We start from the raw sequence: 13,348 nt of genomic DNA, 5'->3' as shown, positions 1-13,348 counted from the left end.
GTCAAGCACAGTGGCATGGCCGATTCCGGCCTGCTCATCGACATGCGCAACGTGGTCAAGACGTACAACGAGGGCGAGCCGAGTGAGCTCACCGTGCTGCACGGTATCGACTTCTTCGCGGATCAAGGCGAGTTCGTCTCCATTGTTGGACCATCCGGCTGCGGCAAGTCCACGTTGATGAACCTGATTGGCATGCTGGACCGCCCGACAAACGGGGCCTACGCCTTCAACGGCGAGCCGGTCTATGCAAAGGAAGACAAGGAACTCGCGGCCTACCGCAGCCAGAACATCGGCTTCATTTTCCAGAACTTCAACCTGATCGGCCGGATCGATGCACTGCAGAACGTGGCGATGCCGATGATGTACGCCGGCGTGGAGCGCAAGGAACGCGAGGAGCGCGCAGCTGAGCTGCTCAACCGCATGGGCATGGGCGACCGCCTCCACCACAACCCGAATGAGCTTTCAGGTGGGCAGAAGCAGCGCGTTGCCATTGCGCGCAGCCTCGCCAACGATCCTGACCTGCTGCTGGCGGACGAGCCGACCGGCGCCCTGGATTCCAAAACCGGCCGCATGGTGATGGACCTGTTCCACGAGCTCAACCAGGACCTCGGCAAGGCCATCGTCTTCATCACCCACAACCCCGAGCTGGCGGAGGAGACCGGGCGAGTGGTGGAAATGATGGACGGGCGTATCGCGGCCGTGCGCGAACCGGAAGGCGCGAAGTAGATGAACATCCGGGAATCCGTGCGGTTGGCCGTATCCAGCCTGAACACGAACAAGCTGCGTTCGCTGCTCACACTTTTGGGCATCATCATCGGCATCATGGCCGTGATCATCATCATGACGCTCGGCCGTGCGCTGGAAAATGATGTGATGGGCGGTCTTGAGGACGCCGGCACGACGACCTACCCGGTCATGATCCACGAGCGCGCGGAGGAAGGGGAAGGCTCCGACGACCCGTTCGCGGGTTTCAGCTTGGCCCCGCCGTCGGACGAGCGCGACGGCATGACCATCGACGAGCTCAATGAACTCGCCGCCGCCTTCCACGGCCGCGTGCAGGGCGTGGATATCGACACCTCCAGCGACGGCGAGGCAGCCCTCGATGACACCACAGCCAGCGTCAGTGTCAATCCGGTGCTTGCGGCGTCGCTCGATATCCGCAGCCTGAACGTCCAGTACGGCCGCGGCATCTCGCAGGACATGATCGATAGCCAACGGCCCGTGGCGGTGGTGTCGCCCGGGCTGGTGGAAGCGCTGTTTGACGGCGATGCGACCTCGGCCCTCGGCTCCCGCTTCGATGTCGAGGTGAACAACAACACCAGCGTGTTCACCATCGTCGGTGTGCTGGAGGAAACCGGTGACAGCCCAGCGTTCGGCCAATCCGCGTTCGCGCAGATCTACATCCCCATCACGTCGGCTGAGCGGGTCGGGATGGAAGTCGACTGGGTGCCGTCGTTTAGCGTTCGCTCCGCGGCGAACGAAGACCCGGAAGTGTTCCGCAACGACCTGCAGTCCTATCTAGACCGGAAGTACGCCGGAAATGAGGACTACGAGGCTGAGGTGTTCGACATCTCCGCGAGCCTCGAGGGGCTGACCACCATCTTCCGTACCCTGTCGACGGTGCTGTCCGCGATCGGCGGCATTTCGCTTCTCGTCGGCGGCATCGGGGTGATGAACATCATGCTCATTACGGTCACTGAGCGCACTCGCGAAATCGGAGTACGCAAGGCCCTCGGCGCCACGCAGAGCGACATCCGTGTGCAGTTCATCGTGGAGGCGATGCTGGTGTGTCTCATCGGCGGCATTATCGGGGTGATCCTCGGCGGCGCGGTCGGCTTGATCGCAAGCTCCGCGGTGCTGGAGATGACGTGGCCGCCGCTGAGCGCGGTGCTCTTCTCGCTGCTGTTCTCGCTGGCAACCGGCGTGTTCTTCGGCGCGTACCCCGCGTCGAAGGCGGCGAAGATGCAGCCTATCGACGCGCTCCGCTACGAATAACCGAACAGGGTTTCGGGGAGATCCGCCGGTGTCGGCGTGCCGTCTAAGATGACCCGCATGGCCAAAAAATCCTCCTTTGTGCACCTGCATAACCACACAGAATTTTCCATGTTGGACGGCATGGCCAAGGTGGATCTTCTGGCGGAGGAAGTCTCCCGCCAGGGCATGCCCGCGGTTGGCATGACCGACCACGGCAACATGTTCGGCTCCAATGCGTTTTACCGCCGCATGGTTGACGCGGGCGTGAAGCCGATCATCGGGATCGAGGCGTACATGGCGCCGGAATCCCGGTTCAACAAGAAACGCGTGCTGTGGGGCACGCCGGACCAGAAGCCGGACGACGTCTCCGCCTCGGGCGCGTATCTGCACCAGACCATGCTGGCGGAAAATGCCACCGGTCTGCGCAACCTGTTCAAGCTGTCCTCCCTGGCCTCGTACGAGGGCCAACTTGGCAAGTGGCCACGTATGGACGCGGAGCTGATCGCTGAACACGCCGACGGGATCATCGCCACCACGGGCTGCCCCTCGGGCGATGTGCAGACGCGCCTGCGTCTGGGTCAGTACGACGCGGCGTTGGAGGCCGCGGCGATGTGGCAAGACATTTACGGCAAAGACAATTACTTCCTCGAGCTGATGGATCACGGGCTGCACATCGAGCGGCGTGTGCGCGAGGACCTGCTTCGCATCGGCGAGGCGCTGGACTTGCCTCCGCTGGTTACCAACGACTGCCACTACGTCCTGGAGTCCCAGGCTCCGGCGCACGAGGCGATGCTGTGTGTGCAGACCGGTAAGACGCTGCTGGATCCGGACAGGTTCAAGTTCGACGGCACGGGTTACTACATCAAGTCCGCTGAGCAGATGCGCGACTTGTGGGATTCCACCGTGCCTGACGGCTGCGACAACACGCTGTGGATCGCGGAGCGCGTGGGCGACTACGGCGAGCTGTGGGAGGAGCACCCGCACGACCGGATGCCCATCGCCGACGTACCGGAGGGCCACACCCCGACAACGTGGTTGCGGGAGGAAGTGCTGCGCGGGCTGAAGGACCGCTTCGACGGGGGAGAGGTGCCTGAGGAGTACCTCAACCGCGCAAGTTACGAAATCGACGTCATCGACATGAAGGGCTACCCGTCCTACTTCCTCATCGTCGCCGAGCTGATCAAGCACGCCCGCGAGGTCGGCATTCGTGTGGGGCCCGGCCGTGGCTCGGCGGCCGGCTCTCTGGTCGCCTACGCGCTCACCATCACCAACATCGACCCGATGGAGCACGGGCTGCTGTTCGAGCGCTTCCTTAACCCCGAGCGCCCGTCCGCGCCGGATATCGATATCGACTTTGACGACCGCCGCCGCGGCGAGATGATCACCTACGCCGCTGAGCGCTGGGGCGAGGACAAGATCGCCCAGGTGATCACGTTCGGCACGGTGAAGACGAAACAGGCCATCAAGGACTCGGCGAAGGTGAACTTCGGTCAGCCCGGGTTCCAGATGGCGGACCGCATCAACGGCGCGCTGCCCCCGGCGATCATGGCCAAGGACATCCCGCTGTCGGGCATCACCGACCCTGAGCACGACCGGTACGCGGAGGCCGCGGAGGTGCGCTCGCTCATTGAGACCGACCCCGACGTGGCGAAGATCTACGAGACTGCGCGCGGGCTGGAAGGCGTGGTCAGGCAAGCAGGCGTGCACGCATGTGCCGTGATCATGGCGTCGGTGCCGCTGATGGAGCACATCCCGATGTGGAAGCGCCCAGCCGACGGCGCGATCATCACTGGCTGGGATTACCCGGCGTGCGAGGCCATCGGTCTGTTGAAGATGGACTTCCTGGGCCTTCGCAACCTCACCGTGCTCGGCGACGCGTTGGAAAACGTACAGAAAAACCGCGGCGAGACCATCGACCTCGAGGCGCTCGACACCGACAACCAGGCCGTGTACGAGCTTCTGTCGCGCGGCGACACCCTGGGCGTGTTTCAGCTCGACTCTGGTGGCATGCAAGAACTGCTCAAGCGCATGAAGCCGACGGGCTTCAACGACATCGTGGCGTCTCTGGCCCTGTACCGCCCCGGCCCGATGGGTGTCAACGCCCACTGGGACTACGCGGACCGCAAGAACGGGCGCAAGCCGATTACACCGATCCACCCGGAACTGGAAGAGCCGCTCAAGGACATCCTCGACGAGACGTACGGCTTGATCGTCTACCAAGAGCAGATCATGAACATCTCGCAGAAGGTGGCCAACTACACGGCCGGCCAAGCGGACGGCTTCCGCAAGGCCATGGGTAAGAAGAAGCCCGAAGTCTTGGCCAAGGAGTACGAAACGTTCTCCGCGGGCATGTTCGCAAACGGCTACTCCAAGGAGGCGGTGGACGCACTTTGGGGCACGATCGAGCCGTTCGCGTCCTACGCGTTCAACAAGTCCCACGCCGCGGGATACGCGCTCGTGTCCTACTGGACCGCCTACATGAAGGCGAACTACACCGCCGAGTACATGGCCGCGCTGCTGACCTCTGTGGGCGACAAGAAGGACAAGTCGGCCATCTACCTGTCCGATTGCCGCCACTTAGGTATCAGCGTGCTGCAGCCGGACATCAACCAGTCCGAAGAGAACTTCATCGCTGTCGGCGACGACATCCGTTACGGCCTCGCCGCCGTGCGCAACGTCGGCGCCGAGGTGGTGGAGTCCATCAAGAAAACCAGGAAAGAAAAGGGGAACTTCACCAGTTTTTCCGACTACCTGGACAAGATCGAGCTGCTGGCTTGCAACAAGCGCATCACGGAATCGCTGATCAAGGCAGGAGCATTCGATTCCCTCGAGCACCCCCGCAAGGGCCTCATGCTCATCCAAGAGGACGCAGTGGACTCGGTACTGTCCACCAAGAAAGCCGCAGACAAGGGCCAGTTCGACCTCTTCGCAGGCTTGGGCGGCGACGGCGGGGCAGAAAACGCGGCCTTTGCCATAGAGGTGCCGGACGACGAATGGGATCGGAAGCATAAACTCGCGCTGGAGCGCGAAATGCTCGGCTTGTACGTCTCGGGCCACCCGCTCGACGGCTTCGAAGAGGCGATTGACGCGCAGACCGACACCCAGCTGACCACCATCCTCTCCGGGGAATTGCGCAACGGTGCCGAGGTGACTATCGGTGGCTTGATTTCGTCGGTGGACCGCCGATTCTCTAAGAAAGACGGCTCGCCGTGGGCCATCGTGACTATCGAGGACCACCACGGTGCTCAGGTGGATGTGCTCCTGTTCAACAAGGTATACGCCCTCGTTGCGCCGCAAATTGTTGAAGACAACATCATTTTGGTCAAAGCGCACGTATCCATCCGAGACGATCGAATGAGCCTCTTTGGCGACGACGTAAAGGTGCCTGAACTCGGCCCCGGCAACGGAGCTGGCTTGCCGCTGCGGCTGACCATGCGCACGGATCAGTGCACTGTCGACACCATTGCCAAGCTCAAGCAGGTGCTTGTCAATAACCCGGGCGACTCGGATGTGTACTTGAACCTGGTCAACGGCGAACACAGTCAGCTGATGATCCTGGGCGAACACTTGCGCGTCACTAGGTCGGCGAGCTTGATGGGGGACCTCAAAGCGACGCTGGGGGCCGGAATTTTGGGGTAACGGCCATAGCGCGACGATGATGCCCGCCTGGCGAGTTGCCGGGCGGGCATCGTTATCGGGTTGAGGGTTACAGGAATGCCTTGGTAGCCAGCTTCAGACATGCTGCAGACCAGGGACGGCATCAGCGAGCACTACAAGCGCTACCACGACAGTGCTGATTCCGGTGACCCGGACGGAAATCTTCGCGATGGCCTTAAGAGCCGCATCCTCGTACGAGGGCGGCTGCATCCACTCCGGAGCAGCGTTCTTCGGCTTCTTTGGCTTGGGAGTCGACGGTGTCGTTTCGGCGACGAGGGAGTCCACCTGGAACACGGTGGGGGTGCCCGAAACCTCGTTGCCGACGATGAGCAGGTTGTGGCCGTTCGGGGAGTCTGTGGCAGACACAAATGCCGACCCCTCCGCGCCGAGGTCGCCGACCTTGCTCAAGCCGGCCTGCAATGCGTCGTCCTGGGTCGCAGCGGCAACGTCAGTAGGCAGCTTGAGGACAGAGACGCTGCCCCCCGGATCGTAGGAGTAGTCCTCGGCGGGCTCGCCCTCATTCGCCACCAGCGCGTATGCGCCGTCCGGGGTGATGGTGACAATGTCGGGAAGCGCACCGACGCCAACTCGGCCGAGGACGGCACCAAGCTCGTCCGCGCTGGCATCGAAGCTGATCAGCTCGCCGTTGTCCGTTTTATTCTCCGGCTCGACGGTGGCCACCGCTAGGCCGTCGCGTCGCACCGCGACAGAGTTGATGGTGGTGTTCCCGCCGCCGGAGACCTCGCTGACCTTTGTGGGTGTGGCCGGGTTGGAGGGGTCAACGCCGTACGAACCGAGCGCCGAGATAGCGGCCGTAGCGCCGTCAGCGATCTGTTTTACAGGTAAGTCGACGACGGCTGCCCCGGCGTGTTGCGTCAGGTTGAGCGTGAGTGCGGTGGCGCAGGCGGCAGCGAGGCCGGTGCGGGAAACGGTAGACGGTGACATCGGCAAACCTTTCAATTGCGCCGGACGAAGCAATACGTGCTTATGTGCACCGGTTGGAAATAGGCAGAAAGTTTCGGTCAGGTGGCGTGGAAGTGAACGACGGCGGCAGGCGTAAACTCCCTAACCATGCGCACAGGCACTACAGATCAGTCCGATGCCACTTTCGACGCTGTCCGCGCAGCCGATATCCGGTTCGCGCAAGGGCGAATCTCGTCGGTGATTTCGCCTACCCCGCTGCAGTACTGCCCGCGTCTGTCTGAGCTGTACGGCGTGGAGGTCTACCTGAAGCGCGAGGACCTGCAAGACGTGCGCTCGTACAAGATCCGCGGCGCCTATTACGGCATCTCCCGGCTCAACGAGGACGAGCGGGCAGCCGGTGTCGTCGCGGCCTCCGCCGGCAATCACGCTCAGGGCGTCGCGTACGCCTGCCGCGCCATGGGGATCCAGGGCAAGATCTTCGTGCCCAAGCCCACTCCGAAGCAGAAGCGGGACCGCATCCGTGTGCACGGCGGTGATGCCATCGAGCTGGTGGTGACGGGCAACACGTTCGATGAGGCGGCGCAGTCCGCCCGGGAAGACGCCACAGACCGCGGCGCGACGGTGATCGAGCCGTTCGATTCCCGCGACACGGTGATCGGCCAGGGCACCGTCGCCGCGGAAATCGTCGCCCAGCTTGCAAGCATGGGCAAGGAGCTGGATACGGTGCTCGTCCCGGTGGGCGGCGGCGGGCTCATTTCCGGCGTGGTGTCCTACCTGGCGGATATGTCCCCGGCGACAAAGGTAGTGGGGGTAGAGCCGAAAGGTGCGGCGTCGCTAGGCGCGGCACGCGCGGCGGGGGAGCCGGTGACCTTGGAATCCATCGACCCATTCGTGGACGGCGCCGCGGTCAAGCGCATCGGCGACATCCCCTGGCGCATCGTTAACCAGCACGAGGACTCGATCACGCTGTACGCGGCGGACGAGGGCGCGGTGTGCACGGAAATGCTCGGGCTGTACCAGAACGAGGGCATTATCGCCGAGCCCGCTGGCGCGCTGTCCGTGGCTGGCCTGGGGCTGGCGGATGTGGCCCCGGGCTCGACGGTGGTCTGCATCATCTCCGGCGGCAACAACGACGTGCTGCGCTACGCCGAGGTCATGGAGCGTTCACTGGTGCACCGGGGCTTGCGCCACTACTTCCTGGTCAACTTCCCGCAAGAGGCCGGCCAGCTGCGCCACTTCCTCAACGACGTGCTCGGGGAGGAAGAAGACATCGTGCTCTTCGAATACCTGAAGAAAAACAACCGCGAGACAGGGGCGGCGCTCGTCGGCATTGAGCTCGAGCACGCGGAAGATCTCGGGCCGTTGCTGGAACGCATGGACGCTTCCCCCATCGGCTGCCGCCGGTTGGAGCCGGGCACCCCGGAGTACGACTTCATCGTGGCGGGCTAGGGCAGTGGAGCAGTCCTACACCCGCCCTGCGGCGGAGCTTGCCACCTCCGAGTTCGAGGTCAAACGCTCCCGGTTCATCGGCTGGGTTGCGCGCGCCGAAACCGAGGAGCAGGCGCGCGACGTCGTCCAGGCAGCCAGGGAGCGCTACCCCGACGCGCGCCACCACTGCTCCGCCTTCATCGTGCACCAGGAGGGAGCTCAGCCGATCGAGCGCTCCTCTGACGACGGGGAGCCGTCCGGCACCGCCGGCAAGCCGATGCTCGAGGTGCTCAAGGGCTCCGGGCTGCGCGACGTCGTAGCTGTGGTCATCCGCTACTTCGGCGGCATCAAGCTCGGAACCGGCGGGCTGGTCAGCGCCTACACCGAGTCCGTCACCGAGACGCTGAAGCGCGTGACACCCGTGCCCCGGGAAATCCGGGAGTTAGGCACCGTCGAGTTCCCGCACGCGGAGGCCGGGCGCATCGAGTCCGAGCTCCGTGCGGCAGGCGTCGACATCATGGACGTGTCCTACGGCCGCGCCGCCGCCTACACCCTCGCCTACGCCCCCGGAGAGCGCGACCGAATCACCACGCTGCTTGCCGCGGTCACCCACGGCGGGGCCGAGATGAAAGATGCAGGCCACCGTTGGGTCGAACGGGGCAGATAAGGCGCTACACTTAAGCCCCATGACCATGCAGCCGCGCCCCAACGACCCGATTGCTCAGCGGAAAGCCGCTGTTCGCCAGTACTCCCGCAACGCCGTCATGTGGGCCGGCGGCGGCGTCGCCGGCGGCATCGCGTTCGGGTTGATCTTCGGTTCCTGGACCATCTTCGCGCTCGGCCTGATTATCGCCGTTGCGGGCGGGTTCTCCAATTGGAACAAGGTCCAGCGCATTGTGAACCACAAGGATGAGGTCTAGTTTGACCCAGCCAACTGCGTCGGCCGTGCGCATCGACGTCTGGCTGTGGGCCGTCCGCATCTTCAAAACCCGCAGCCTAGCCGCTGAGGCTGTGCGCGCCGGGCACGTCAAAATCGACGGCAAGGCCGTCAAACCTGCCGCACAGGTGGTGCCGGGAGAGACCGTGCGCGTGTGGAAAGACCACCGCGAGCTCATCCTTGAAGTGGCGGCGACCGTGACTAAGCGGGTTGGAGCCCCGATAGCCCGGTCCTGCTACATCGACCACTCGCCGCCGCCCCCGCCGCGGGAGCTGTTTGCCGCGCCGCCGGTGCGCGACCGCGGCACGGGCCGACCGACCAAGAAAGAGCGCCGGGAGACCGACCGCTTGCTGGGCCGGCGGAAGTAGCTACTCTCCGCGCAGCAACGCTAGACGGGTGGTCAGGCGCTTGCGGCGCACCTGCGGGCGGTTGCCGGCATCCCATGTGCGTTGAATGTGCTCGGTGCCGTAACGGTTGAGCAGAAGATCGTCCACCACGCGCACCTGTCCCGGCACGAACGGGTACGACAGGGAGTTCGACAGCGCCTCGATGTCTGCCGGGTTAATCAGTTCCGCGACCTCAGAGACATGCTCTATTCCGTGGGCTCGCAACAGCTCGGTGCAGAACCGGTAGTCCCCGGCGCGTGAGAGGGGGAACTGGTTGCCTAAGAGCACCGTGAGGATGCCGGGCAGTGTCTCCGGGGAGATTTCCGCGTCAACGTCGGTGTTGACCTTCTCCTGCGGGTCGGCCACGGCAGCGATTTGGTCGAATTGCTGGTCTGCGAGCTCGATCAGGCCAGCCGCCAGGGTAAACGCGCGGTCGACTTGCGGGTCCAGCTTCTCGGCGGCGCGCTTGTAGCGGATGTCGTGCTCGAACTCCGCCCAGGCGTGCTGCAGCACGGTGCGGATTTGCACCTCGAAAACTTGACCCACGTAGTCTTCCAGTCCCTCGGACTGGTGTTCCACGCGCACGACCAAGTGGTGCGAGCCGTAGCCGAAGCCGCCCGCCACGCGCGTCTCCTCGGCCTTGTCCACGCTGCGCAACACCTCGAACTGGTCCGCCAGCAGCCGCTGCACGGCGGGGATCTCGGTCGAGTGCAGAACCGTGATGCGCGCGCCGACGATGTCCTTGATGTCGTTCCAGGGGTCCGGGTAGACCAGCTCACCGTCCGCGCGGGTCTTGCGTGCTTTTTCCTTCAACGAGGTCCACGACTTCACGCGTGCATCCACGCGGTCGAAGTTCACGCCGGCGTCGCGCATGAGCTCGTGCAGTGCGTGGCGGAAGGTTGTCGCGGCGTCCTCGTGTTCGCGCACCCAGGCGAAATACGTTGACCCGAGGCGGGCGATGGTGTCGTCCACCGCCTTGTTCCGGGGTGTGGCCGCCTTGATGCGCTGTTTTGCAGTGCTCATAACGGCGGGCTAGCTTACCTGCTCAGCAGCGCGACGGGCAGCTCGGCACACAGCTCTGCCATGGGCACGCGGCCGGAGTATGTGCGACCGCTGAAACTATCGGTCCAGATCCCGTCAGGCAACGTGACAGCAGTGCCGCGCCACCCGCCGTCCCGCTCCAGCGCCAGGGGCTCGCGGGTGGCCAAAGCGATCACTTGGGGCACGCCGTAGGCCGTGCGGGCCATGCCGACGACATGCTGGCTCGCGTCGCCCTCAGCGAACACCCCGGCGTACCCGCCGTCGAGAAACAGTTGCGGACGCTCACGCCGCAGCGCCAACGCCTCGCGCACCACGCGTTGTTTGGCAACGTCCTCCGGCGAGCCGGCGGCAGCGCTTCGCGCCGCGTAGTCCACGAACCGTCGGTTGTCCGGGTCCACCAGGGAGAAATCGAAAAACTCCGTGCCCTGGTAGGTGTCCGGGATGCCGGGGCCGACGAGCTGAAGGAGTTTGCGCCCCAACGAGACCGCCACGCCGCCGGAATGCAGCTTCAGGGCAAAACCGGCGAGCATCCGCGTCGCGGGCCCGTGGGTCAGGTGCGCGATCCATTCGGTCACCTGGGCCTCGTAGGCGAGGTCGCTGTCGTACCAGCTAGACAGCGTGTCGGCCTCGCGCACGGCCTTGACCGCATAGGCCTGCAAACGCTGGGTGAAATCCTCGGTCACCCGGCCGTCGCGCGGCCACGCACCCAGGAGGTTGTGCAGGAGAAACAGTCCGGTTGCGGTGTCAGGCGGCGGCGTCAGCGCAAAAACCTCCTCGACCAGTTGGTCGAACTCTCCCGGTAGCTCTGCGATCTCCAGCATGCGGGCACGGGTGTCCTCGCTGCGCTTGGTGTCGTGGGTAGTCAGTGTGGTCATCGTGCGGGGCCAGAGCTGCGCGCGCTCGTCCTGCAGGAGGTGGAACTCAGACGTGCTCACCCCGAAGCGGCCGGGTGCGCCGCCAACTTCCTGCAACGCCACCAGACGGCAGGCGCGGTAGAACAGGGTGTCCTCCACACCTTTGGCCATCACCGCGCCGCAGACCTGCGCGAAGCGGTGCGCAGCCTCGCCGTGCGCGGCCAAGGCAGCCGCGACAAGGTCGAGCGCCTCCGCGTCAAACCCGATCGGGCTCTGGGCCAATTTCGCAACCAGCGTCGCGGTTACTCTTGACAGCGAACGGTAGTCAGCGCGGTAAACGGGCATGCGGGCAACCAGTTCCACAAGCACCTCGGTGAGCGCTGCGTCGCTGACCTGGGAGCCTGCGGGGGAGAGGTTGTCGTGGCGCACCGCGCGCGCCAGCCGGCGTACTTCCGCGGCGAGTTCTTCCTCCGCCACGCGCGCCTTCAGCGCCCACTCGGCCACCTCGACGGCGCGCTCGTCCCAGCGGGCGCCACTGTAGCGGTACGCCGTGTCGCCGAGTTGCCCCGCCGCGTCTGGGTTGATAAACACACCGTCGAACTCGCGCAGTGCGTCGTAGCCGGTGGTGCCATCAATGTTCAGCCGCGGGTCCAACGGCTCGTCGGCGGCGAGGATCTTCTCCACGATCAGCCAGGCGTCGTGTCCGACGAGTTCGCGCAAGCGGGTGAGGTAGCCGAAGGGGTCGGTTAGGCCGTCGGGGTGGTCGACGCGAACGCCGTCGATAAGCCCCTCGCGCACGAGCTTGCGGAGTGTGGCGTGGGTGGCGTCGAAGACGCTTTCGTCTTCCTGGCGCACGCCGGCGAGGCCGTTGATGGAGAAGAAGCGGCGGTAGGAAATGATGCCGTCGCGCCAGTACATGAGCCGGTAGTGCTGCCGGTCGTGGACCGCCACCGGATCGTCGTCGAGCCCGGCGTAGCTCCCGGGCGCGAGCGGGAAGACGTGGTCGTAGTAGGTGAGCACGTCCTCGCCGTCGATGCGCGACAGCGCGATCGCCGCAGCGTCGTCGGTCGAGCCCAGCACCGGCAGGCCCAGCTTGCCGTCGGCACCGTTGTCCTGGGCCCAGTCGATGTCGAAGAAGTGGGCGTAGTCGGAGTCTTTTCCGTGCTTCAACACGTCCCACCACCACGGGTTGCGGCGCGGGACCTCGACCCCGAGGTGGTTCGGCACGATGTCCACCACCAGGCCGAGGCCCGCCTCGTGCGCAGTGCGGGCGAGCAGACGCAGGCCGTCAATGCCGCCGAGCTCCGGGTTGACCACCGTGGGGTCGATCACGTCGTAGTTGTGGTTCGACTCCGGCGCCGAAGCGAAGATCGGGGAGAGGTACAAATGCGACACCCCCAGGCTAGCCAAATACGGCACGATGTCGGCCGCCTGCGCGAAGCCGAACTCGCGGCCGTCAGGGTCGGCGTGGGGCCCGCGGAGCTGAAGGCGGTACGTGGAGGTAATCGCGCGTTTCACCCCTCACACCCTAATGCGAATCCGCGGATCGCATCAGGGGAAAGCCTACGGAGTACGTCCACACATCCGCACCCGGCAGGCGCGCGGAGAGCTCCGATGCATCGGCGTCGAAGACGAACAACTCGCGCCCGTCGCGGCTGGCGTACACCAGCCCGGTGCCTGGCCGCAGCACTGCCTCGAAGTGCCGGTGCAGCAGCGAAAACGGCCGCGGGTGGGCGAGCCACGATGCCGCCGGGATACCGTGGCCGTCCACCTCGAAGCCGTGGGGAAGGTCGGTGCCGCCGAGGGTCACGGAGGGACAACGGACAAGGAATTCCGCGCCGTGCGGGCGCTGCGCCTTCTCGGTCAACTGCGCCGCCGCCGCGTTCCACAGCTGGTGCGCGCTAAACCCTGCAGCGCCGATGTCCTGGTGCGTCAGGCCGGTGCCGGAGGGCGAGTCGAACATGCACACCAGCCCCGGGGACAGACTGATGTAGGCGGTGGAGGCCGCGAACCCGGCCTGGATGCAGGCGCGGGATCCGGCGCTGTCGAGATGCGCGAGGCGCAACGTCACCCCGTCGAGGCGAGCAGGAGCAGTGGCTGTCAGGTGCATGCCTACTTAGACGCGCCCGACGCCCGCGCGGTTCCCC

11 protein-coding genes are annotated in these 13,348 nt (G+C 65.0%); 7 read left to right on the top strand and 4 right to left on the bottom strand.

All coding sequences use genetic code 11. The features are described 5' to 3' along the window. The first annotated feature begins 15 nt into the window (after positions 1-15). From CUREI_RS07630 to dnaE, 3 genes are read left to right on the top strand one after another with little or no spacing between them, the layout of a single operon-like run. Positions 16-726: an ABC transporter ATP-binding protein gene (locus CUREI_RS07630; protein ID WP_038614223.1), complete on the top strand. Its 711-nt coding sequence runs from the start codon at positions 16-18 to the stop codon at positions 724-726. Then, entirely contained in the window at positions 727-1,995 is a 1,269-nt protein-coding gene (locus tag CUREI_RS07625) for an ABC transporter permease (protein WP_038612308.1), read from the top strand. Between the two features lie 57 nt (positions 1,996-2,052). Then, on the top strand, positions 2,053-5,613 hold the full coding sequence (dnaE, locus tag CUREI_RS07620; protein WP_038612306.1) for a DNA polymerase III subunit alpha: 3,561 nt from the start codon (positions 2,053-2,055) through the stop codon (positions 5,611-5,613). 93 nt (positions 5,614-5,706) lie between these two features. On the opposite strand, the gene CUREI_RS07615 is transcribed toward dnaE, so the two are convergent. Continuing rightward, the gene (locus CUREI_RS07615) at positions 5,707-6,576 is read right to left on the bottom strand and encodes a choice-of-anchor I domain-containing protein (protein ID WP_038612303.1); all 870 of its coding nucleotides are present in this window, start codon (positions 6,574-6,576) and stop codon (positions 5,707-5,709) included. Positions 6,577-6,702: 126 nt separating this feature from the next. Between CUREI_RS07615 and ilvA the strand changes: the two genes are divergently transcribed. Genes ilvA through CUREI_RS07595 form a run of 4 tightly spaced genes read left to right on the top strand, consistent with a single transcriptional unit; the run spans position 6,703 to position 9,288 of the window. Next, positions 6,703-8,004: a threonine ammonia-lyase IlvA gene (ilvA, locus tag CUREI_RS07610; RefSeq protein ID WP_038612300.1), complete on the top strand. Its 1,302-nt coding sequence runs from the start codon at positions 6,703-6,705 to the stop codon at positions 8,002-8,004. Between the two features lie 4 nt (positions 8,005-8,008). Beyond that, positions 8,009-8,650, top strand: coding sequence for an IMPACT family protein (locus tag CUREI_RS07605; RefSeq protein WP_038612297.1), 642 nt, complete (start codon positions 8,009-8,011; stop codon positions 8,648-8,650). A 19-nt stretch (positions 8,651-8,669) separates the two neighbouring features. Continuing rightward, positions 8,670-8,903 carry a hypothetical protein gene (locus CUREI_RS07600; protein WP_038612294.1) on the top strand — a complete coding sequence of 78 codons (234 nt, stop codon included), beginning with the start codon at positions 8,670-8,672 and terminating at the stop codon, positions 8,901-8,903. A 1-nt stretch (position 8,904) separates the two neighbouring features. Continuing rightward, positions 8,905-9,288 (top strand): RNA-binding S4 domain-containing protein, encoded by a 384-nt coding sequence (locus CUREI_RS07595; protein ID WP_038612291.1) that lies wholly within the window; start codon positions 8,905-8,907, stop codon positions 9,286-9,288. On the opposite strand, the gene CUREI_RS07590 is transcribed toward CUREI_RS07595, so the two are convergent. The 3 genes from CUREI_RS07590 to CUREI_RS11645 are packed head-to-tail and all read right to left on the bottom strand — an operon-like array spanning position 9,289 to position 13,311. Then, on the bottom strand, positions 9,289-10,329 hold the full coding sequence (locus CUREI_RS07590; RefSeq protein ID WP_084768242.1) for a GTP pyrophosphokinase: 1,041 nt from the start codon (positions 10,327-10,329) through the stop codon (positions 9,289-9,291). A 14-nt stretch (positions 10,330-10,343) separates the two neighbouring features. Further along, positions 10,344-12,719, bottom strand: coding sequence for a malto-oligosyltrehalose synthase (gene treY / locus CUREI_RS07585; RefSeq protein ID WP_038612288.1), 2,376 nt, complete (start codon positions 12,717-12,719; stop codon positions 10,344-10,346). A 10-nt stretch (positions 12,720-12,729) separates the two neighbouring features. Continuing rightward, positions 12,730-13,311 carry a hypothetical protein gene (locus tag CUREI_RS11645; protein WP_051952273.1) on the bottom strand — a complete coding sequence of 194 codons (582 nt, stop codon included), beginning with the start codon at positions 13,309-13,311 and terminating at the stop codon, positions 12,730-12,732. Positions 13,312-13,348 lie beyond the last annotated feature (37 nt).

This window comes from Corynebacterium ureicelerivorans (genome assembly GCF_000747315.1).
Classification (GTDB): domain Bacteria; phylum Actinomycetota; class Actinomycetes; order Mycobacteriales; family Mycobacteriaceae; genus Corynebacterium; species Corynebacterium mucifaciens.
This window is presented reverse-complemented; position numbering and strand designations above follow the sequence as displayed.

Excerpts from the sequence above, each read along its gene's own strand:
- CUREI_RS07630 (WP_038614223.1), top strand. The coding sequence starts at position 16 with ATGGCCGATTCCGGCCTGCTCATCGACATGCGCAACGTGGTCAAGACG.
- CUREI_RS07625 (WP_038612308.1), top strand. The coding sequence starts at position 727 with ATGAACATCCGGGAATCCGTGCGGTTGGCCGTATCCAGCCTGAACACG.
- dnaE (WP_038612306.1), top strand. The coding sequence starts at position 2,053 with ATGGCCAAAAAATCCTCCTTTGTGCACCTGCATAACCACACAGAATTT.
- CUREI_RS07615 (WP_038612303.1), bottom strand. The coding sequence starts at position 6,576 with ATGTCACCGTCTACCGTTTCCCGCACCGGCCTCGCTGCCGCCTGCGCC.
- ilvA (WP_038612300.1), top strand. The coding sequence starts at position 6,703 with ATGCGCACAGGCACTACAGATCAGTCCGATGCCACTTTCGACGCTGTC.
- CUREI_RS07600 (WP_038612294.1), top strand. The coding sequence starts at position 8,670 with ATGACCATGCAGCCGCGCCCCAACGACCCGATTGCTCAGCGGAAAGCC.
- CUREI_RS07590 (WP_084768242.1), bottom strand. The coding sequence starts at position 10,329 with ATGAGCACTGCAAAACAGCGCATCAAGGCGGCCACACCCCGGAACAAG.
- CUREI_RS11645 (WP_051952273.1), bottom strand. The coding sequence starts at position 13,311 with ATGCACCTGACAGCCACTGCTCCTGCTCGCCTCGACGGGGTGACGTTG.